This is a genomic window from Loigolactobacillus bifermentans DSM 20003, assembly GCF_001434575.1.
Classification (GTDB): Bacteria; Bacillota; Bacilli; order Lactobacillales; family Lactobacillaceae; genus Loigolactobacillus; species Loigolactobacillus bifermentans.
Map to the genome: position 1 here is coordinate 1 of NZ_AZDA01000140.1, position 21,398 is coordinate 21,398.

General features: G+C 46.6%; 17 protein-coding genes. 8 read left to right on the plus strand and 9 right to left on the minus strand.

The genetic code is table 11. The annotated features are described in order from the left end of the window. On the minus strand, positions 1-3,854 hold a 3,854-nt coding region (locus FC07_RS14320), incomplete at its 3' end, for a MucBP domain-containing protein (RefSeq protein WP_057905761.1). Positions 3,855-4,148: 294 nt separating this feature from the next. Next, positions 4,149-4,823 (minus strand): 2,3-bisphosphoglycerate-dependent phosphoglycerate mutase, encoded by a 675-nt coding sequence (locus tag FC07_RS14325; protein ID WP_057905762.1) that lies wholly within the window; start codon positions 4,821-4,823, stop codon positions 4,149-4,151. A gap of 162 nt (positions 4,824-4,985) precedes the next feature. Here FC07_RS14325 and thrB point away from each other — a divergent pair, with 162 nt between their 5' ends. Continuing rightward, positions 4,986-5,849: a homoserine kinase gene (gene thrB, locus FC07_RS14330; protein ID WP_057905763.1), complete on the plus strand. Its 864-nt coding sequence runs from the start codon at positions 4,986-4,988 to the stop codon at positions 5,847-5,849. A 115-nt stretch (positions 5,850-5,964) separates the two neighbouring features. Then, positions 5,965-7,218 carry a hypothetical protein gene (locus FC07_RS14335; protein ID WP_057905764.1) on the plus strand — a complete coding sequence of 418 codons (1,254 nt, stop codon included), beginning with the start codon at positions 5,965-5,967 and terminating at the stop codon, positions 7,216-7,218. Positions 7,219-7,265: 47 nt separating this feature from the next. On the opposite strand, the gene FC07_RS14340 is transcribed toward FC07_RS14335, so the two are convergent. The 7 genes from FC07_RS14340 to larA all read right to left on the minus strand — a co-directional run bounded on the left by FC07_RS14340 (position 7,266) and on the right by larA (position 14,256). After that, on the minus strand, positions 7,266-8,465 hold the full coding sequence (locus tag FC07_RS14340; protein WP_057905765.1) for a phosphoglycerate dehydrogenase: 1,200 nt from the start codon (positions 8,463-8,465) through the stop codon (positions 7,266-7,268). Between the two features lie 2 nt (positions 8,466-8,467). Then, positions 8,468-9,544 carry a 3-phosphoserine/phosphohydroxythreonine transaminase gene (serC, locus tag FC07_RS14345; protein WP_057905766.1) on the minus strand — a complete coding sequence of 359 codons (1,077 nt, stop codon included), beginning with the start codon at positions 9,542-9,544 and terminating at the stop codon, positions 8,468-8,470. A gap of 576 nt (positions 9,545-10,120) precedes the next feature. After that, positions 10,121-10,945, minus strand: coding sequence for an ATP-dependent sacrificial sulfur transferase LarE (gene larE / locus FC07_RS14350; protein ID WP_057905767.1), 825 nt, complete (start codon positions 10,943-10,945; stop codon positions 10,121-10,123). A gap of 18 nt (positions 10,946-10,963) precedes the next feature. Further along, entirely contained in the window at positions 10,964-11,383 is a 420-nt protein-coding gene (gene larC2 / locus FC07_RS16320) for a nickel pincer cofactor biosynthesis protein LarC2 (RefSeq protein WP_057905768.1), read from the minus strand. A gap of 38 nt (positions 11,384-11,421) precedes the next feature. Further along, on the minus strand, positions 11,422-12,219 hold the full coding sequence (gene larC / locus FC07_RS16325; RefSeq protein WP_057905769.1) for a nickel pincer cofactor biosynthesis protein LarC: 798 nt from the start codon (positions 12,217-12,219) through the stop codon (positions 11,422-11,424). Between the two features lie 4 nt (positions 12,220-12,223). Then, the gene (gene larB, locus FC07_RS14365) at positions 12,224-12,982 is read right to left on the minus strand and encodes a nickel pincer cofactor biosynthesis protein LarB (protein ID WP_057905770.1); all 759 of its coding nucleotides are present in this window, start codon (positions 12,980-12,982) and stop codon (positions 12,224-12,226) included. Beyond that, a complete protein-coding gene (gene larA / locus FC07_RS14370; RefSeq protein ID WP_057905771.1) occupies positions 12,982-14,256 on the minus strand; it encodes a nickel-dependent lactate racemase in 1,275 nt (424 codons plus the stop codon). The genes larB and larA overlap by 1 nt, the downstream gene beginning before the upstream one ends. Before the next feature lie 225 nt (positions 14,257-14,481). Between larA and FC07_RS14375 the strand changes: the two genes are divergently transcribed. The 6 genes from FC07_RS14375 (at position 14,482) to FC07_RS14400 (ending at position 21,092) form a co-directional block, all read left to right on the plus strand. Next, positions 14,482-15,147, plus strand: coding sequence for a Crp/Fnr family transcriptional regulator (locus FC07_RS14375; RefSeq protein WP_057905772.1), 666 nt, complete (start codon positions 14,482-14,484; stop codon positions 15,145-15,147). 16 nt (positions 15,148-15,163) lie between these two features. After that, complete coding sequence (gene cbiM / locus FC07_RS14380; protein WP_057905773.1) at positions 15,164-16,135, plus strand: cobalt transporter CbiM; 972 nt, start codon at positions 15,164-15,166, stop codon at positions 16,133-16,135. Then, positions 16,119-16,928 (plus strand): energy-coupling factor transporter transmembrane component T, encoded by an 810-nt coding sequence (locus FC07_RS14385; RefSeq protein WP_057905774.1) that lies wholly within the window; start codon positions 16,119-16,121, stop codon positions 16,926-16,928. The genes cbiM and FC07_RS14385 overlap by 17 nt, the downstream gene beginning before the upstream one ends. A gap of 10 nt (positions 16,929-16,938) precedes the next feature. Next, on the plus strand, positions 16,939-17,664 hold the full coding sequence (locus FC07_RS14390; protein WP_057905775.1) for an energy-coupling factor ABC transporter ATP-binding protein: 726 nt from the start codon (positions 16,939-16,941) through the stop codon (positions 17,662-17,664). Between the two features lie 350 nt (positions 17,665-18,014). Beyond that, positions 18,015-19,388, plus strand: coding sequence for an aspartate aminotransferase family protein (locus tag FC07_RS14395; protein ID WP_057905776.1), 1,374 nt, complete (start codon positions 18,015-18,017; stop codon positions 19,386-19,388). A 99-nt stretch (positions 19,389-19,487) separates the two neighbouring features. Next, on the plus strand, positions 19,488-21,092 hold the full coding sequence (locus tag FC07_RS14400) for an APC family permease (RefSeq protein WP_057905777.1): 1,605 nt from the start codon (positions 19,488-19,490) through the stop codon (positions 21,090-21,092). The last annotated feature ends 306 nt before the right edge of the window (positions 21,093-21,398 follow it).

Sequence of the window (21,398 nt, forward strand, 5' to 3'; positions counted from 1 at the left end):
ACGACATTTACGGATGTGTCGCCAGTTGGCACGTTTACCTCAGTTGTTTCGGCTGTATAACCTGGCACCTCTGGATAAGTGTCACTGTCGATTGTTGTATCGGTCGTCCCTGTTTTTGGCGTGGCAGTTGTCCCTGGAATTGGATCACCATTTTTATCCACCGGCGTAATGCTGTAATCGTGGGTCGTTGGCGTGTAAGTCACTGTTCCGGTGTCTTTATCCACAGTGATGGTGCCATCTGGGTTCACTGTGGCTGGGACAGTTTCCTTGTCAGATGAATAACCTGGTACTTCTGGCACCGTGACGTCAATGACGTTATCCACAGTACCGGTTACACCGACTACCGTTTTTGGTCCTTGGTTCGTTTCAATGGTCACATCCTGTGTGACTTGATCAGGCGTATACACAATTGTTTCGTTCGGCGTAATCGTCCCATCTGGATTGACCGTCACAGTGGTCGTTGTTTGTGTCGTTGTGTAGCCAGTTACCGCTGGTACAGCTACCTGAATCACGGCACCTGTTTGGCCAGTGACAGGTATATTTTCCAAAAGCGCTTGTTCTTCAGGTGTTGCTAAGCCTGTTGCCGTTAAGTCGACACTGCCGTTAACGGTCTTAGGTGTGTAAGTCACCGTAATCGTCGGTGTGACCAGCGCCCCGATTGCGTCAATGGCAAAGCTTACTGGATAACTGGTGGCATCCGCTTGGTAGCCGGCAATCACGTCAGGAGTTAAGGTTGTGGTTGTGTTAACAGTGCCTGTCACACTGGTCTGAGTCGGTTGATAGCCAGCCGGTGTGCCAACATAATTCACTTGTACGGTTTGGGTGGCATCCACATAAACGATGGTTGCGTCTGTGTTCAATGTGGTCTCTGTTGCGGCCACTTGCGTAGCAGGGACTGCGCTGGTTAAGGCAAATTGGCCGGTTACCGCTGCCGCATCAACTTGAGCAAAGGTCGCATTTGTGGTGGTCCAATCTGTATATTGACTCACCGTTGGTGCTGTTGGGTTGGTCGTATCTAAAATCGGTGTGCGGGTATACGTGACTGTTTGAACCACATCTGGGCTAATTTGGGTACCGCTTTGATCAACAAAATGAACAGTTCGCGTATACGTTTTGGTCAAATTAGTCGTTTTAGCATATACCACGTACACATTAAAATTAGCAGTATCAGCGGTGACTTGTTGTGCTGGTACCACTTGGGCACTTTTGCCACCTAACGCGACGGTTGCTAACGCAATCGCGTTTCCTTTTTGATCAAAGGCAAAAGCTTGTTCATCTGCTGGTAAGTTATAAATTTCATGTGCCAGTACATAATCAAGGCTTGGTAAATAATCAGTGTTTAACGCAGCTGTTACGGTTTGTGCGCCTTGGGCCGCAGTCCAAGCGCCATCATAAGTAACCGTTGGTTGAGCTGGGTCCGAAAAATCAACGGTTGCCGTCCGAGTAAAGTAAGCCAATTCCACACTCATGGGTACTTCGGCGCCACTTTGATCATAAGTGTACACATTTTCGGTAACAACGCGCACCATGTCATTCCGATTGGCATCCGTACTTGTCTTTGCACCGGTTAGCCCATCTGCGGCAAGCGTTGTCGGCCATTTAGGCCCATTGGTTGCACTCGAATCGACCAAACCTCCTCGTTCAATCACATGACCCGTGGCATCGTGAAATACCAGTGTATCAGTTGTTCCCGCCGCTAAAGCAACGGACACTGGTATTTTCGTTTGAATGTAATGTAAGGTCACCTGATTGTCGCCAGCCGTGACGGTGTACTGGGTGGGATTATCCGTATAAGCTGTATAACCAGTAATCGTCGGACTAGTGATTGGCAACGTTTCACCAACAATCCCTTGTAACGTTGTCGCTGGATTTTGGTCTAATAGTTGACCATTTTGATCCACGTAGTTAACTGTAACGGGTTGTTGTTGCACATAGTGAAGCACCACTGTATTTTCGCCATCTACTACTTGGTAAGTAGTGGGATTACTTGCAGTTGCATCCAACTCATAACCTGAAATCGTATAGCTTGAATCAGTTGTGCCATCTAAAGCTAGCGTTGCATTGAATTTCGTTGCAATCACTGTATCCGGAACGTTGGCAATCGGTGTTCCATTCTCATCGACGTGCTGAATCGTCACTTGTTCAGGATTTGCCTGATAATGCAATGTAACCGTATTGTTGGTTAATGACGTAACAGTGTAATCAGCTGGATTATCCGTTGCCGTTGCAGTGTAGCTGCTATCATACGTATAGCCCGCAATTGCTGGATGGTCAATGGCATCCGTTGCTTGATAGTCAATGTCTGTGGTCGTTGGTGCTTGAATCACCTGGTTATTTTGATCCACATAATTGATGGTCACCGGTACTTTCTCTGCATCATAGGTATAAGTGATGTTCGTGGTTTGTGGAATATAGGGATTTTTAACATTGTAGCTTCCAAAAGCCTTTCCTGCATCACCACCATAGATTAAATCAGTCCCAGAAGGTGCAGTTGTACTGCCAGGCGTTGTAAAAGTGATCTCACCTGTATTCACATCTTTAACCGTATAAATAATTTCACCTTTTTTGGTAAAATCCGTATTGTAAATAATCTGGGATTTGGTTTGCCCATTCTCCGTCCAAGGCGACATCGTACCTTTGGTGTTCCCCGAATCTGTCGGTGTATATCCCACTAAATCCGCAGAAGGAACCGTTTCGTACTTCTGGCCTGATAAACCTGTCATTTCAACGGCTGACGCAATTTCATTACCATTTTTATCAACATAGCGTGTGGTCTGCGTTTGCTGAACCGGTTTAAAAAAGCCGTAGCCGCTATAACTACCTTTTGTCCCATTGGGATATTGCAAAACATCATAAATACTGCTTAATGTTCCCACGACATAAATGGAGTCTAGATTATTAAAAATGGTTAACTCACCATACTTCAGTGCCTGCACATCATTTGAGGCTGTGGGTAAGGTTTGAAAGTTATTAATTGTCAACTGGCCACTTGTACCAGCAACCATCCCCACACGAACTGTTGTCATATCAGTGCGGTTAATTTCAAAGGAAACGGTATTCATTTGCGCAAACGTATACCAGTCTGAATCGGCTGGCTCAGCGTACACCCAATCTGGGTGATCTGGATCACTGACTGAAAATCCATCAGGCATGGTGGTTGTGGTCCCGGCATCCTGAAGTGATTTGGTTTGTGGTGATTGATAGACCACGTCATCAGCCGCACTGGACGCAACCGGTGTCTGACTGGTTGTAGTCGCTGCTGGTGTGGCGATTGCCGCGGTACTGCTACTGACGGTACCATTACTGGTTGCCGCGCTAGACGCACTAGTAGCCGAAGCCGGCAAATCAGATGTCGTCCGGGTGTTGCTAACCTGAGCGGTATCGGTTGACGCAGTTGAGGCTGCTGCGGCACTGCTGGCATAATCGGTGCTCGTTGTAGCAGTTGCGGTCGTTGTTTGGTCTGTCACGACATTGTTGGCTGCTGTCGTTGCAGTCGTTTTATCAGCACTGGCAGCGCTACTAGCTACTTGTGCAGTGGTTGTACCTGCCTGACTAACTGTAGGTTTGGCGTCTGACTGAGCTGATGTCGCACTGCTAGCTTGATTGGTTGTAGTCGCTGTAGCTACAGCTTGACCCGCTGTACTAGCAGCGGTGCTGCTATTCACTTGTGTCGTTGCGGCACTACTGGTCGCTGCTGTGGTCGCCACACTGGCAGCTTGGACAGGGGTCACTTGTCGTTGGCTCACCCCTACAGCCAACGACACAATGGCAATGCCTGCATAGACCCATGTTTTTCCTTTTTTATACATTTTAAAATGCACTTTTTCATTATATTCATTCACCTTTTTAAACAAGTCCCCGACCTCCAAACGGTTTTATTATCATCATCGTTTAGTTTAGTTCATTTATTACTATATTTTTTGTTGATATTCAGATAATAAATTTCTTAAATTTGAACAATCTGCTTAGCAGCAGCAATAAACCGTAATACTTAAAAACAATTGTTCATATTTGAACCAATTTTGTCTTGACAGATGAATTATCATTTAGAAACCATTTTTAGGGATTGCGTTAGCTATTAATAGGTAGTTTTTCGATAACAGCCCTATCTCAAAGCAAAAAAATAGCACTTAATCAGCAATTAAGCACTACTTTAAAATTTGTTTATGGATTATTTTCAATTGGCGATTCAAAGTATAAACGATGGGTTGGCCATTGGGCACCTCAACGCCATCGATGCCGCGGTCGGAAATACCTTCCAAGTACTTAATCAACGCCCGTAAGCTACTGCCATGGGCAACGATTAATTGGGGCTGGTTATCGATCAAAGCAGGCCCAATGTGATCGAGCCAATAAGGCACTAGCCGTTGCAAAGTCATTTCCAAGCTTTCAGCCCGTGGTTCAAAGCTATAACCAAGGCGGGTATAGCGACGGTCATCATCTGGTGTTGCCAGTTGTGGTGGTACGGTGGTATAGCTACGTCGCCACTTGGCAACTTGCGCCACACCGTAAACTTTGCGCGTCCAATCTTTATTTTGACCACGTAAGGCCCCATAATGACGTTCATTTAAGCGCCATGTTTTATGAACAGGAATGGCATTTTGCGCCAAACAATCCAATACTAAATCCGTAGTGACAATGGCCCGTTGTAAGAGTGACGTATGACACGCCGCAAATTGAATGCCAGTGGCGCCAATCAGCTGTCCCGCAGTGATTGCCTCTTGTACGCCGTGTGCCGTCAATGGTACATCCGACCAGCCCGTATACAAATTATCCCGGTTGGCGGTGCTTTCGCCATGGCGAACCAATACAAGTTTTACCATTTTTTAACCTCTCTATTTTGCCTGTTTGTCTCTATCTTACCGAATTTTCATGAAAATACCAGCGATTCCGCTGGTTTTATGGGTGGTGGTGGATTGAAATATCGGCTATAATTATTTTGACATAGTACTCTAAGTAAATTTTAATTTTAGGAGCCCTCACATATGAAAATTCAAGTTCCGGCAACCACCTCAAATTTAGGACCTGGCCTTGATTCTTGCGGATTGGCCTTGGCCCTTTACCTGCGGATTCAGGTCGGTCCGGAAAGTGATCATTGGGTGGTCCAGCATAATTTAGGCACACAAATTCCCAATGACGAAAATAATTTAATTGTTAAAACGGCATTGGACATTGTACCGCAGTTGCATCCCCATCAATTAACCGTCACCTCTGACATTCCGGTACAGCGCGGCCTAGGTAGTAGTGCAGCAGCCGTTGTCGGCGGTGTGGAATTGGCCAATCGCTTAGCGCAATTGAGTTTGACCCAAGAAGCCAAAATCAACTTAGCCACTGACATTGAGCCGCATCCCGACCACGTTGCCCCTGCCGTCCGCGGGAACTTCGTCAGTGCCGTGATGACTGGCGGCGAAGTTTACTCGGTGCGGCATTTATTCCCAGATACAGACTTTATTTTACTCATTCCAGATCGCAAATTGCCGGCAATCAAAAGTCGTGAAGTCTTGCCGAAAGAGATTCCTTATCAGCAAGCCATTACCGGTAGTGCCGTGGCCAATGTGATGATCGCTGCGATTTTAAACGGTGACTTAAATTTAGCCGGTGAAATGATGGATCGTGACTTATTACAGGAACGCTACCGCGATAATTTTGTTCCTAAATTAAAACAAATTCGCCAGCGGGCCAATGACCTTGGTGCTTATGGTACCTTTATTTCAGGTGCTGGTCCCGCTGTGATCACCATGTGCCACGAAGATCTTACAGAAGATATTAAAGCTGCCTTGCAAAAGGACGCTCCACAAGCACGGATTTTATCGTTAGTCGCCGATAAAGATGGCATCCAAGTCTTTTGAATCAGAATGCTTGACAAGACTTTTAATCTGACGTAAATTCACATTATTCAAACTTTAAAATGAACCTTTGTCGTTTAAGACAAGGTTTTTTTGATCTAAAAAGGTGGTCCACGTCATGGAATTAGGACGTTATGTCGCGCAACACCCGACATTAAACCAGCACTTGCGCTTAAATTTAGGCATTGAAGTTGAAATGCACCGCATCACGGCACACGGCCATCCCAGCCAACGCCCTTACCCGGCCTTGCTAGGCGATGAACAGCAGAATCCGTTTATCACCAACGATTTCGTTGAATGCCAAACCGAAATGATCACCCGACCGTTTGAGACGACCACGGCAGCCTTACAAGAACTTCGGGCTGAAAACGAAACGTTACGCGGCGCATTAAATGATCATGAACTGCTTTGGCCGTACTCAATGCCGCCTTGTTTGCCGGCCGACTTAACGCAATTAAAGCTTGCGCAAGTGGTTCCGGAGGCCTATCATTACCGGCAACGTTTGGCTAAAAAACGTGGTAAAACTCGGATCATGATGACTGGTGTCCATTTAAATTTCAGTCTACCAGATACCTTATTACAACAATTAAACCAGGCCCAGCCGCAATTGTCGGCCCAAGCGTTTCGGGATCATTGTTACTTAAAAATTGCCCAACGGCTCATGCAACAACGCTGGCTGATGACCTATTTATTCGGTGCCTGTCCTGGCGTGGCCACCCGCTACCATTTACCAGTGCCGGCCACGCCAGTTCGGAGTTTACGCAACAGCCAATTTTATGGTTTTAGCAATGACGCTCAGGAAGATTACACCAGCGTGCCAGCTTACGTGGCCAACATTCGGCAACAAGTCCGCCAAGGCGTGTTACTGGCCCCCCGGGAATACTACGGCGCCGTCCGGCTCAAGGGCCAGGATCTGTTACAGCAAGGCGTCGACTATTTAGAATGGCGCGTGTTTGACTTGAATCCCTTTGTCCCACTGGGCATCGATCACTTGACCCTTGATTTTGTTCGGTTGTTAGTCCTTCACGACTTGTTACAACCGGCGCTGCCAGCGGATCAAGTCGCCATGGTTTTACAACAAGCCAAGCACCAAAATAACCAAGTGGCGCTGGAACGGCCTGATTATCCCACTGCCTATCAAGCAGAAGCCTTGGCCGTATTCGATCAGTTGGTCCAATTAAATCAAAGCTGGCAACTCATGACACCACAGGAGCTCCAGCAGCTACGGCAACGCGTACTTAACCCGCACTTAACGTTAAGCGCGCAACTTTTGCGGCACTGGCATGGCCAGGCCTTGGCCCACTTTGCGTTACAGCAGGCCCAACAATTTCAACAAACCGCTTGTTTACATCCTGCTTATCAAAGCAATTAAAAAGCACTTGTTCGTCGCATGAACTGCGGCTAGCAAGTGCTTTTTAATTAACGCTTCGGTTGTTCGATCACCCGTACCCGAATCACATTTTCAATTTGTTCTAATTTCGTTGCGATCCGTTGCAGCCGCTTTTCAGCCACATGATCCAAGTCAATCATGGTATACGCATAGTCACCTTGACTTCGGTTCATCATGTTCACAATGTTCAAATCATAATTGGCTAAAATAGCTGTCATCCGACCAACCATGTTAGGCACGTTTTTATGGATCAACGTTAAGCGTAACGGCGCTGCAAACTGCATCACACAATCTGGGAACGTCACCGAATTGCGAATATTCCCCGTTTCCAAATAGTTCTTCATGGTTTGGACCACCATTTTAGCTGAATTGGTTTCAGCGGCAGTGGTGGACCCCCCAATATGTGGGAAAACCGTTACCTTCGGATGATGTAACAATTTTGGTGACGCAAAGTCCGTGACATAGCCACGTAATTGACCCCGATCTAAGGCCGCCAAAATGGCCTGTTCATCGATCACATCGTCCCGCGCAAAGTTTAACAAGACGCTACCCGGCTTCATCATGGCAATGCGCTGGGCGTTGATCATTTCCTTGGTCTCACCTGTTAAAGGCACGTGCAAGGTCACATAATCGCTATCGCGCAACACTTCTTCAATGGTGTCCGCGTGATGAATATGATGGGACAAGTTCCAAGCCGTATCCACTTCGATGTAAGGATCATACCCCACAACATGCATACCGAAAGCCAGTGACGACGCACCATTGGCAACCCGGCCGCCAACATGGCCTAAGCCGATAACGCCTAATTGTTTGCCTAACAATTCTGTCCCAACATAAGCTTTTTTACCAGCTTCCACTTGCACATCAATGTCTTGGCCTTTTAAGTGATTGACCCAAGCATTCCCAGCCATTAACGGCCGTGCGCCGATCACCAAAGCGGCGAAAACCAATTCCTTCACCCCATTAGCGTTGGCCCCTGGTGCGTTGAAAACCACTACCCCTTGATCAACTGCTTTTTCCAGCGGGATGTTGTTCACACCCACGCCAGCGCGGCCAATGGTTAACAGTTCAGGGTTTAAAGGCGTGTCATGTAAATTAACACTGCGAATCAACAGCCCATCATCACCTGTATGGGGTTGCTCCCCTGTTTGTAAATGATATTTGTCTTGATCAAACAGCGCAATCCCATCCTGCGAAACGGTGGTCGAAGTTGTAATTTGATATGTCATGGTTAGCGTACCTCCTGCTCAAAATGCTTCATAAAGTCAACTAATGTGGTCACGCCGGCAATTGGCATAGCGTTATAAAGACTCGCGCGCATGCCACCCACTAAACGGTGCCCTTTTAAGTTATACAAACCCGCTTTAGTGGCTGCATCAATAAACTGGGCGTCTAAATCAGCATTGCCGGTGACAAACGGAATATTGGTTAAGGACCGATAGGCCGGTGCCACTGGGGCGGTAAATAAATCGGATTGATCTAAGTAATCGTATAAGATCTTCGCTTTGGCTTGGTTGATCTGGGTCATGGCTGGCACCCCGCCTAACTGTTCGAGCCAATCAAACACCAATCCGGCAGTATAAATCGCAAAAACAGGCGGTGTATTGTACAACGAGCCTTTATCCGCTTGCAATTGATAGTCCAACATCGCTGGTAAATTGGGCACCTTGCCAATTAAATCGTCGCGGACGATCACCACCGTTAACCCTGCTGGCCCAATGTTCTTCTGCGCCCCAGCGTAGATCAAACCAAAGTCTGCCACTCGATAAGGTTGTGCTAAAATATTAGAAGACATGTCACCCACTAAAATATTATCGCCAACAGCTGGCAAGTCGAAGAACGTGGTCCCTTCAATGGTGTTATTCGTGGTAATATGAACGTAATCATAGTGGTCGGTAACAGCTGGCACCGTTGGGATCACGCGGTTTTGTTGCGCTTGCGAGCTGGCCAAAACTGTGGTGGTCACGTGAGGCAACTTGTCGGCTTCAGCCTTGGCTTTTTTCGACCAGTTCCCCGTATCTACAAAAGCCACCTTGCCTGTGGTGGCAAGGTTTAGCGGCACCGCGTGAAATTGTAAACTGGCGCCACCTTGTAAAAAGAGCACTTTATAATTATCAGGAATCGCCATTAACCGTCGCAAACCGGCTTCTGCGCGGTCAATAATATCTTGGAACAAGGCGGAACGATGACTGATCTCCATTACGCTCATGCCGGTTTGCCGGTATGATAAAAGTTCATCCTGCACTTGCTGTAACACCGGCTGCGGTAACACCGCTGGCCCGGCTGCGAAATTGTAAACTGTTTTCATCATCGTTCCTCCTAAGTAATTTAAGGGCTATTTTGCTTCCGCAAAATCTTATTTCGGAGGATGTCCATTCCATCGGGCGAAAAGCGCCACGGTGGAAACATGGCTCCTCCTAAGTAATTTAAGGGCTATTTTGCTTCCGCAAAATCTTATTTCGGAGGATGTCCATTCCATCGGGCGAAAAGCGCCACGGTGGAAACATGGCTCCTCCTAAGTAATTTAAGAACTATTTTGCTTCCGCAAAATCTTATTTCATTCACGCATTAGACTATATTTTAAAAGCTTATTATTTTCTAATACTGCTCTCATAAAATAATGCAATTTTAATTGTAGCACACCTGAAACCAAATTTGGGGCCAAAATCGCAAAAAGTCAGCGTTTTACTTACTAAAAGTAATTACTAGCTAACTAATAGTAAGCAAAAAAACGTTAAAAGGTTGATTTCATGCCAAGTTACGCTTCGGTAAACGTCCCTTAAGTCAGCAAACTTTTTTGAACTTTTTATAAAAATAGCTCAAAACACGCAAAAATCCCAGTTAAACCGACCGTTTAACTGGGATTTTTGCGTCGTATATTTAATTAGTTAGCAAAGCTCGCCAATTGTTTGTCAGATAATGTTTCGTTCATGCGACCACTACGGAAACCAGCTAAGTCTAATGTGACGTAGCGGAAACCAAGTTGTTGCAATTCGCGGTTCACACGGTCGTTAAAGACCATGAAATCAGCGATCCGTGCTTCTGGCAATTCGATGCGGGCAATGTCGCCATGGCAACGAACCCGAACAGTTGGGAAGCCTAAGTCGCGGACGTATTTTTCAGCCTTCATGACCATGGCGATCTTGGCGCTGGTCAAAACAGTGCCATAAGGGAAACGTGATGAAACGGAGCAAGATGCCACTTTATTCCAGTTGGTTAAGCCTAAGACTTGGGCCAACGCACGAACGTCTTTCTTATAAAAGTCAGCTTCTTGTAACAAGCTACGGGCGCCAGCTTCAGTGCGGGCCTTTAAACCAGGCCGGTAATCTTGTTCGTCATCCATGATCATGCCGTCTAAAACAGCTTCGCCGTTGGCCATGTCCGTTAAGGCTGTGTAGAATAGCTTCTTGGCATAGTACCAGCTGTCAGGGGTGTTGTTTTTAATGTGCGCGTCAGCTAAGTAGTCCAAGTTAACGGATTTAACATTAGCGCCTAATTCTTGAGCCAAATCCATGGCTTTGTCGAATTCTTCGTTGGTGAATAATTCTGAATTTGCAACAACGGCTGTCACGTTGTCACGGCCTAAAACGTCTAAGGCCATTTTCAAAATAACGGTACTATCAATGCCGCCTGAAAAAGCGACAGTAACCTTCTTTAAGTCTTTTAATAAAGCTGTTAATGTTGCTTGCTTTTCAGCTAATGTTGTCATAATACAACCTACTTTCGTTTATTGATGTTTTCGTGCTTGTAATGCCGCTTGGTAAACCGTGGTGAGCGGAATATGGCATTTCTGTGCCAATTGAGCACAATCCGCGTATTCTGGCGTCACCTTTTTGGTTTTACCATAAGTGGCAATTTTCAAGTGAACGGCGCCATAAGGTGTCTCCACTTCTTCAAATGTCCGTTTCATGATCGTGCGGTGCCAATTTTGATAGCGCACGCCTAAAGTACTGGTCTCAGCTAAAATCAAAGCCGTGATTTTTTCCCGATCCGCCGGTGCTACCAGTACAGATAGCTTGCTGGCAGGCCGGTTTTTTTTCATTTGGATCGGTGTAAAAAAGACGTCAAACGCCCCAGCATCTAGCAAACGTGTCATCACATAGCCTAAGGTTTCCCCGGTCATGTCATCTAAATTAGCTTCCAACATCACCACCGTATCTGCTGTTGCTTGAACGATTTGCTGGCTTAGTTTTTTTTTTCGACTAAAATACCGCGCAAGGCATTAAAGCCACCGGTATCACGGGAACCAAAGCCGTAACCGACTTTTACCGGTACCATATTTTCAGGCATTGGGCCAAAGTCGCTGACCAAGGTTTTCACAATACCCATGCCAGTTGGCGTGATCAATTCTGTTTCAACATCTAAGCGTTGTTTAATCGGAATCTGTGTGCCAACACGCATTTGCATCACCGCTGGCACTGGGACAGGCATTTGCCCATGGGCCACGTTAATAAAGCCGCTCCCTTCGGCTAAAGGTGAAGCCAATAACGTGTCAATGCCCATCAGTTCCAAGCCTACACAGCAGCCGACAATGTCCACAATTGAATCCAAGGCCCCGACTTCATGAAAATGAACGTCGCTTAACGGCATTTGGTGCACCGTTGCTTCTGCTTTAGCAATTTCAGTAAAAATGGCAATGGCCCGGTTTTTCACTTGTTCAGAGAGGGTGCTGCCTTGGATCAAGGCCACAATTTCATGGAGATGACGCCCATGCTGATGGTGATGTTCGTGTGCGTGCTCATGATCATGGTCATGATGATGTTCCACAAAGCCATGATCTTTCCCGGTTGGGACGATGACATCAAAGCTGGTGCCGTAAATACTGCTTTCAGCTTTGCGCGCTTGGGTCAGTTCATAACCCGTCACCTGCAGCTTCGCCAATTCGGTTTTAAGCTGGTCAAAATCCAGACCTAGATCCAGCAACATGCCTAAAAACATGTCACCGCTAATGCCAGAAAAGGCATCTAAATATAAAGTTGTCATGCCATTATCCTTTCTGAGCGGCTAAATGATTGATCATACTGGCAGAATAAGCCGCGCCAAAGCCGTTGTCGATGTTCACTACCGTGATGCCAGAAGCACAACTGTTGAGCATGGTCAATAAGGCTGCCACCCCTTGAAAGTTTGCCCCATAGCCAATACTGGTGGGAACGGCGATCAACGGTTTGTCGATCAAACCACCGACGACACTGGCCAAGGCGCCTTCCATCCCTGCAATCACGATCACCACGGTCGCGCCACGAATCTCGTCAATATGGGCAAATAACCGTTGGATCCCGGCCACCCCCACATCATAGATCCGCTTGACTTGGTTACCGTAAGTTTCCGCTGTAATGGCAGCTTCTTCAGCAACTGGCAAATCAGAGGTCCCCGCTGTGACCACGGCAATGTACTGCTCTTGAGCCGCGGGTAACGGTTGGCCTAAGGTTAAACAACGGGCCGTTTCATGGTAAACCGCATCTGGCAGTGCTGGCGCAATTTGGGCGTACTTTTCAGCACTGACCCGGGTGGCTAATACCGGTGCCCCCGTGGCCTGCAATGTTTTACCGATCTGACAAATTTGTGTCGCTGTTTTACCAGCCCCATAAATAATCTCAGGAAACCCATTGCGTTTTTCCCGCGCTAAATCGACTTTCGCAAAACCGAGGTCCGCCACTGGTTGGTCGTTTAACTGCGTCGCTGCTTGTTCTGGTGAGACTTGTCCACTGGCCACTTGCGCTAACAGTTGTTTCAGATCCGGTTTCATTATTTCACAATGACGCCTAAACCATCAGGAATGACAGTTACTTTGGCGTCTTTGCCTTCACGGGCATAGGCCTTTGCCATGGCGTCGTCTAAGCTTAAGGCTAATTCCATGTGCATGTCCTTGATCAACTTAGGATCGACTAAGTCTGAGACAAAGATCACATGGTGATGCACTAAGATCCGCGCCAAAATTTGAGACGTCCACTGATCTGGAATCGTCTTTAAACGTGGTGTATTAATGGCTTTATCCAAAAATTCTTTAGGATCATCAACGTCAGCAATGTTATGATAGAAGCCTTCACCACCATGCCCATCACGACTGCCGGCAACCATGACGATCGTGCCGCCTTCTTTATTGGTTGCTTCAGCAGCGGTCATGCCTTTAACGGCTTGGTAAATGTTCTGATCTAATGGGTACCCACCATTGGTTGAAATGGCGATGTCGCAATCAATTTTGTTCACGCTGGATAATTCTTTAACGAAGTCACAGCCGACTTTATGGGCTGCTTCTAAATCGCCAGCAAATGAACCAATGATTTTTTTGTCTTCGTCTAACACAACGTTTAAGATAAAGGCCAATTTCGCCGTTTTAGCAGCGTAAACCATGTCCTTATGAATGGGGTTATGCATTAAGTTCCCTGTCCGGGCTTTTGGTGAGTTAATAAATTCACCAGAATGGTTGGCCATAATAGTCTTGTAAGACGCGATCCCTGGCAAAACGGACTTGCGACCACCAGAAAAACCAGCGAAGAAATGCGATTCAATAAAGCCTTCAGAAATTAACAAATCAGCTTCAACGGCCACTTTGTTAATGATGCAATCCCCACCTGAAGGCAATTGGCCAATTTTGACCATCGCACTGTCATCAGTGGAAACGTGCATGACAATTTCTTCATTGTTCACAATGTCTTCACCGTATTTGGCGACTAATTCATCATGGGTCGATGGGCGATGGAAGCCAGTGGCAACCAAAATACGAATCCGGGCATCTGGCGCAACCGAACGTAACCGGCGTAACAAGATCGGGGTAATAATGTGTGATGGCACTGGCCGGGTGTGATCAGAACTAATGATCACGATATTTTTCTTGCCCTTTGCTAATGCTTCTAATTTAGGTGAACCAATTGGGTTATCTAAAGATTTTTCAACCGTTTCGTTTTCACTTAATTCATTGTGATACGTTGCGGCTTCTGACACTAATTGACCAGCAAAATTTTCCGCAGGGATTTTTGCTGTGATCGTGGTTTTATCGTATGGAAGCTTGATTTCAACCATGCTTTTGTCATCCTCTTTCTTCAACTTTGTTCAAGCGTACGCTGTCTGTTATACGCAAAAAAAAGTGGCCTGTCTGCCACATTTTATGTTCTCAAAGAAAGTTAACAAATGTATACTTTAAATGTTATTGTCTTTTTTCTGAAAATAGCTATGATAGCACTAGTGATTTGGTGCTGTCTGTTTTCATTCGACAACAACAATTCTTGCAAAAGGAAATGAAAATAAATGGTCTTAACTGAAGTTGAATATTTGATGAATTTTCTGGCATCCCATCAGGTGCCGACGATTCAAAAAAAGCGTCACACTTACTTGACGTACCATGGCCTCACCGAGCATTACACTTATGTTTTAAAGGATGGGATCATTAAAAATAGCATTATTTTGCAAGACGGCCGCGAGTTTAATCTCTCCTATATTGCCAAACCGGACGTGATCTCATTGTTACGGGATGAAGTGTCTAAATCCACTTCTCAGCCGTTTAATGTGCGCATTGAATCCGAAACGGCCACCTTTTACCAAGTGGATCGGGTGACCTTCTGGCATTATGTCAACAGCGATGTTGAACTGCAAAATTATGTCAAAAACTACTATCGTAAAAAGTTATCTGAAAATATTTTCAGACTGCAGCGTATGGTGATGAATGGTAAAAAAGGAGCGATCTGTTCGTTTATTTACAGCCTGATCGATTTATTTGGCCGGAAAGTCCAGGATGGGATCCTCATTGATTTTACCGTGACCAACGACGATATTGCCGGCTTTTGTGGCATTAGTTCCCGTAGTAGTGTCAACCGCATGGTGAAAGAATTGCGGGAAGATGGCGTAGTCAGTGTGCAAGAGCGTAAGTTTGTGGTGCACAACGTCAGTTATTTATTGGACCAAATTGCAAATTAAATGAAGAGGCGAAATTGTGCATATTCCTGATAATTATTTAAGTCCTGCAACTTGTGGCACCTTATTGTTAGCTGTCACGCCGATTTGGACGGTTTCTGTTTTAAAAGTTAAAGCGCAGATCAAAACCAAACGCGAAACCATTCCCATGATGGGCGTCACGGCAGCCTTAGCCTTTTTGATCATGATGTTTAACGTGCCGATTCCCGGCGGCACCACGGCCCATGCCGTTGGGGGAACCTTGTTAGCGGTGCTGATTGGGCCCTGGGCGGCCTGTTTGTCCTTATCGGTGACCTTATTGCTGCAAGCCTTATTATTCGGTGATGGCGGCGTGATTGCTTTTGGCGCCAATGTATTGAACATGGCGGTGATCATGCCCTTTGTGGGCTACGCCTTTTATCGACTGGGCCAACGTCTGGGTCACGAACGCATTGGCTTAGCCGTCGGCGCTTATGTGGGCATCTGTACCGCGGCCTTAGCAGCCGGTGTGGAGCTAGGCTTACAACCCCTGCTGTTCCACACCGCCAGTGGGCAACCACTTTACTGCCCTTACGGCTTAAACATTACCGTCCCTGCCATGTTATTGGCCCACGTGTTGGTTGCCGGTTGGGTGGAAGCTGGCTTTACCTTAGTGGTGTTCCACTTTGTCAAACAAGTCATGCCTCAAAGCTTGTACCAGGCGCCTTTAACCGGTGCGCAGCCATTAGGCCTACGCTATTGGGGCTACTTATTAGTCGGCCTCGCTTGCTTAAGCCCCTTAGGCTTACTGGCCCGCGGCACTGCTTGGGGGGAGTGGTCTACCAGTGAGTTACATCAGCGCATTGGCTTAGTCCCACAAGGCATGCACCACGGCTTTAATTTTAAAGCACTGTTTGCCGATTACAGTTTGCCTGGTTTACCCACTGCGGCTAGCTACTTATTAGCCGCTGCCACCGTGCTGTTGATCTGCTTACTGGTGGTACGGGCATCTCAACATGACCAAAAAGACTGAGTTACCCACCTGGTTGCAGCAACCTGACCGCCCAGTCCAACCAGCGAAACACCATAATTTCTTAGTTAAAAATAGTCGGCGCTTGGCGCAATTATTACAGCAGTTAACCAGTCCAGCAGGTATCGGTCAGCCCTTACTTAAAACAACGCCGCAATTACAACTGGTGGCGTTGTTGTTCACGTTATTGTTGATTTTAACCTCCCAACTAGGCTGGCAATTATGGCTACTGGGCCTGTACTTATTGCTCAATTGTCTCAGCCTAGCCGGCCGCCAATTACGGCGCTTTTTGCGCAATTGGTTGCTCACTTGCTGTGTGGCGCTGCCCTTGATTTTGCCTAGCTTATGGGTCAGCGGTCCGAATGTGCTGTTGCGCTTTTGTTTACGCACGTGGCTGCTGCTAGGCTTCACCCAATATTATCAGCGTACTGTGGCGTTGCCGTACTTGCTTAGCGGGTTACAGGCCTTACATTTGCCTAACGTGCTGATTTTGATCATCGATATTGCCTGTGTTTATTTGAAACAGCTCACCACTTATTTATTGGCCTCCTTAGAGGCGGTTGAATTGCGAACGATTGCGGTTCCCAAACACCCTTACCGCTTGATTGCCGGCCTATTTGGTAGCTTGTATTTAAAAAGCCAGACTTATGCTTTAACCCTTAATGAAGCCATGGAAGTCCGAGGCTTTAATGGCCGTTATCAACCAACGGCGCCAATTTTGCATAGTCGTTGGTCCGATTATTTGGTGTTGTTGCCACCATTATTGCTGGCAGTCGTGTTCTTTTTGGAAAAATGAGGTTTAACAAATGTTAACTTTAGCAAATATTTCATTTCAGTATCCCAGTGGCTTGGCGCTGGATCAAATTAATTTAACGTTGCCGGCTGGCGCGTTTGTTGGCTTACTGGGCCCTAACGGTTGTGGTAAATCCACGTTATTGCGGATTCTCAGCGGCTTGGCCCAACCGACCACCGGGACGTATCAAATTGACGACCAGCTCATTACCGCCGAATGGCTGAAACAGCCGCAACAACGGCAAGCCCTTCATCAAAAAATTGGCTTTGTATTTCAAAATAGTGACTTGCAATTGTTTAACGCTACGGTTAACGCTGAAGTGGCTTATGGCCCGCAACAATTGGGCCTAGCTCCTACAGTGGTGGCCCACCGGGTGGCTGATTGCTTGGCACTAACCGGCTGCACCGACCTGAAAGATCGGATTCCCTATCAACTGTCTGGTGGTGAAAAAAAGCGGGTGGCACTGGCCAGTGTCCTGGCACTGAATCCCCAAGTGCTTTTGTTAGATGAACCGCTTAACGGCCTTACCGCAGGGGCGCAGCAAGAAATGCTCACCTTATTGCAACAGCTGCAACAAGCCGGTAAAACCATTATCATGGCCAGCCACAACTTTCAACAGATCAAAACCTACGCCCAGCGTTTTGTGATTTTTAACGCTGATCATACACTAGCCGCGGATCTAACAGCAAAGGCCCTTCAGGCCCAGCCTGATTTACAGGCCGAACTGGCTTTGTTATAAACGCAGTACTCATCAGTCGGTGACACTTGTTCTGCAGGTGTTATCGATTTTTTGTTGTGAAATGATCTAAAATACGTTGCGTTAAAGTGACCACCTACACTTTTTCAATTCATTAGGTGTCTCCCTTTGTTTAACGGGCTGGCGGCAGTGTTTACCTGTTTTTTCAAGGCTGGTAGCCCAAAAATAACGACCAAATAGCCTTCAAATGTGATTCACCGTCGTGATATGTGATGTTTTATAACATAAGAATTTGACAAGTTTCATAACGCCTGCTAAATTAGCTCTTAAGGTTAGCTAATTATGAAATGTTGTGAAACTGGATTACGTTTTAAACAAAGGAGTGCGCCATTATGTTAAAATCATCCGTTGCCTTAAAAGATTCACTACCTGCTGTTACCATGCCCCTTCCTGGCCCTAAGGCCGCTGTTGTTTTAAAACAACGTGCAGCGTGCGTACCAAATGCCATTGGCACCCAATATCCAGTTGTCATCAAACGTGGCGCTGGCGCCATGATCGAAGATTTGGATGGCAATCGCCTACTTGACTGGGTTGGCGGTGTCGGCGTCATGAATGTTGGTTACAGCCAACCAGCCATTATTGCGGCCGTTCAAGCCCAGGCGCAAAATTATTTTCATAGTATGATCAATGTCACCACCCATCCCAGTTACGTTGAGCTAACACGTCGTTTATCGGCATTGGCCCCACTTAACAGCACCCACAATAAGGCCATGTTGATCAACTCTGGTGCCGAAGCACTGGAAAATGCTGTTAAGATCGCCCGCTCCTACACCAAACGGAATAATATTATTGTTTTTTCAGGTGCGTTTCATGGTCGGACGGCTTTAACGGTGGCCATGACCGCCAAGCGCAGTTACTCTTACGGCCTAGATCACAATATCAGTGGTATTTATCGCGCACCATATCCTTACTTATACCGCGCACCGAAAGGCTACTCCCGTTCTGAAAGCATTCGTTATTACTTAGATCAATTAGAATTAGTTTTCGCCCAAGGCTGTCCCGCGGAATTTGTCGCTGGCATTGTTTTAGAGCCCATTCAAGGTGAAGGTGGTTTTATTCCAGCACCTTTTGAGTACGTGGCGGCACTGCGGCAAATCTGTCATAAATACGGTATTTTATTAATTGCTGACGAAGTCCAAACTGGCTTTGGCCGTTCAGGCCAATTGTTTGTGTCTAACTATTGGCAAGAAAGGGGCTTTGCGCCAGATATTATTGCCACTGCTAAATCCATCGGCGCTGGCTTGCCTTTAGCCGCTGTGATCTCAACCGCTGAAATCATGGATGGGATTCAACCTGGCATTGTAGGCAGTACCTTTGGCGGCAATGCCATGGCGTGTGTTGCCGGCCTGAAAGTGCTAGATATTATTCGCGATCAAGACTTATGTCAGAAAGCCTTACGTAATGGCAAAATTGTGGCAACAGGCTTTCGTGCCTTGCAGGCAAAATACCCACAGGTCGGGGATGTACGCGGTATTGGCAGTATGGTGGGCATCGAATTCGTTCATGACCCGATTTCAAAACAGCCTTATCCAGAACTGGTGCAACGGCTAATCAATAACGCCGTTCAACACGGTTTATTAATGGAAAATGCCGGCCTACATGACAATGTGATTCGTTTTCTCTGTCCCTTAGTGGCAACACCAGAACAACTGAAAGCCGGTTTGAAAATCTTCGAATCTGCATTAACGGCAGCATTAACAGACTAAAAATGGTACACTAGTTACCATATTTGTTTTTTATACGGGTTCACATTTGCTAATGCTAATATGATACCCCTTAAATCTCCTTTTCAGGAAGTGACGCTTATGCACACCCATAAAAAAATTAGTCTGTTTCAACTGGTCATGTTAGCCCTTGGCTCACTCATTGGTTCTGGTTGGTTATTTGGCTCTTGGGAAGCCGCCAAACTCGCTGGACCAGCCGCGATTCTCTCTTGGATCATCGGTGGTTTGATCATTGGCAGTATTGCCTACAACTACATTGAGATTGGGACCATGTTTCCAGAATCTGGCGGCATGAGCAAGTACGCCCAGTACTCCCACGGTTCCTTCTTAGGCTTTATTGCCGCGTGGGCCAACTGGGTCTCCTTGATCACGATCATCCCCATTGAGGCTGTGGCCACCGTGCAATACATGAGTAGCTGGCCTTGGGCTTGGGCACGTTGGACCCACGGCTTTCTCAGTCATGGCACCATTACCACTGCTGGTCTATTCGTCGTCTTTTTGATCATCATTATTTTCACCTTACTGAACTATTGGTCGGTAGCGATTTTAACGCACTTTACCTCACTGATCTCCATTTTCAAAATCGGGATGCCCTTGCTCACCGTGATCTTATTAACAGCATCTGGTTTTCATCCCGCTAATTATGGCACCAGCTGGCACAGTTTTTTCCCCTACGGTACCGCACCAGTCTTAACGGCAACGTCAGTGGCTGGCATTATTTTCTCCTTTGACGCCTTTCAAACCGCCATTAACATGGGCAGTGAAATTGCCCATCCTAAACGGAATATCGGTTTAGGCATTACCTTGTCATTGCTGATTTCTGGTGTGATCTACATTTTGTTACAAAGCACCTTTATCACCACCATGCCAGCGGCGAGCTTGGCGCATGGGTGGCACGGCCTGAACTTCACCTCCCCTTTTGCTGATTTGGCCATTTTACTGGGGATCCACTGGCTTTCTGTCTTGCTGTACATGGATGCATTTGTCTCGCCTTTTGGCACCGGGGTTTCCTTTGTGGCCTCCACCGCCCGAGCTTTATATGCCATGGCTGGCAACCGGCACTTACCAAAGGCATTAGGCCAATTAAACCTTAAATATGGCACCCCGCGCATTGCCATGGTCGTTAGCGCCGTGCTTAGCATGGTGATGGTCTCACTATTTCGCTCGTGGTCATTATTAGCCACGGTGTTATCCACGGCAACGTTGGTGGCGTATCTCACCGGTCCCGTTACTGCTGTGTCATTACGCCACATTGGGCAAAATTTGATTCGGCCCATTCGCTTAAAGCACCTGCACGTGATTGCACCAATTTCCTTTATTTTGGCTTCCTTGGCCATTTATTGGGCCATGTGGCCAACCACCATTCAAGTCATTGGCATTATTTTACTTGGCTTGCCGATTTACCTGTATTACGAATGGCGCATGCAGTTTGCAGAAACCAAACAAGCTTTCCGAGCCAGTTGGTGGCTGATCGGTTATTTGGTCTTTATTACCGTTATGTCTTACATTGGCGGCCAGCCCTTTAACGGCCGCAACTGGATCCATTATCCCTGGGACCAACTGGTGATTGCCATTGTCTCTTATGGCTTTTATCGTTGGGGCGTCCGTTCAGCCATCATCACCGCTGATTTTAAAAAGGCACAAGTCTTGAATCAACAAACCAGTGGCAAATTAGAAGACGATTGATGTCAAATTTCAGTGCGCACTTAAAAGGTCAAAATGTCATTTTGACCTTTTTTAATTGGAGCAAATTGTAATTCGTGGCACGAATTACAATTTTAATGTTTCACAGGCCCATTTAGGTCTCGAAGCTGTCACACCCTTCCGCAAAACATCAAATTTAGAGCAGGCGCTTATCCCAGTGATACCAAGGGTTTGCAAGCTTGTAACACAAATGTAATAAAAAAAGTTGGCACGATTCAGGGGGGGTCGGGTTTTATATAAGGGAGGAGATAAAAAGATAAACAGCTGTTTTAAGCTTTGATTGCAGTA

What these genes read in the sequence shown, in the direction of transcription:
- FC07_RS14340 (WP_057905765.1), bottom strand. Translation starts at nt 8,465, where the DNA reads ATGACATATCAAATTACAACTTCGACCACCGTTTCGCAGGATGGGATT.
- thrB (WP_057905763.1), top strand. Translation starts at nt 4,986, where the DNA reads ATGAAAATTCAAGTTCCGGCAACCACCTCAAATTTAGGACCTGGCCTT.
- larC (WP_057905769.1), bottom strand. Translation starts at nt 12,219, where the DNA reads ATGACAACTTTATATTTAGATGCCTTTTCTGGCATTAGCGGTGACATG.
- larB (WP_057905770.1), bottom strand. Translation starts at nt 12,982, where the DNA reads ATGAAACCGGATCTGAAACAACTGTTAGCGCAAGTGGCCAGTGGACAA.
- larA (WP_057905771.1), bottom strand. Translation starts at nt 14,256, where the DNA reads ATGGTTGAAATCAAGCTTCCATACGATAAAACCACGATCACAGCAAAA.
- larC2 (WP_057905768.1), bottom strand. Translation starts at nt 11,383, where the DNA reads ATGTTGGAAGCTAATTTAGATGACATGACCGGGGAAACCTTAGGCTAT.
- FC07_RS14400 (WP_057905777.1), top strand. Translation starts at nt 19,488, where the DNA reads ATGCACACCCATAAAAAAATTAGTCTGTTTCAACTGGTCATGTTAGCC.
- FC07_RS14395 (WP_057905776.1), top strand. Translation starts at nt 18,015, where the DNA reads ATGTTAAAATCATCCGTTGCCTTAAAAGATTCACTACCTGCTGTTACC.
- FC07_RS14335 (WP_057905764.1), top strand. Translation starts at nt 5,965, where the DNA reads ATGGAATTAGGACGTTATGTCGCGCAACACCCGACATTAAACCAGCAC.
- serC (WP_057905766.1), bottom strand. Translation starts at nt 9,544, where the DNA reads ATGAAAACAGTTTACAATTTCGCAGCCGGGCCAGCGGTGTTACCGCAG.
- FC07_RS14375 (WP_057905772.1), top strand. Translation starts at nt 14,482, where the DNA reads ATGGTCTTAACTGAAGTTGAATATTTGATGAATTTTCTGGCATCCCAT.
- FC07_RS14325 (WP_057905762.1), bottom strand. Translation starts at nt 4,823, where the DNA reads ATGGTAAAACTTGTATTGGTTCGCCATGGCGAAAGCACCGCCAACCGG.
- larE (WP_057905767.1), bottom strand. Translation starts at nt 10,945, where the DNA reads ATGACAACATTAGCTGAAAAGCAAGCAACATTAACAGCTTTATTAAAA.
- FC07_RS14390 (WP_057905775.1), top strand. Translation starts at nt 16,939, where the DNA reads ATGTTAACTTTAGCAAATATTTCATTTCAGTATCCCAGTGGCTTGGCG.
- FC07_RS14385 (WP_057905774.1), top strand. Translation starts at nt 16,119, where the DNA reads ATGACCAAAAAGACTGAGTTACCCACCTGGTTGCAGCAACCTGACCGC.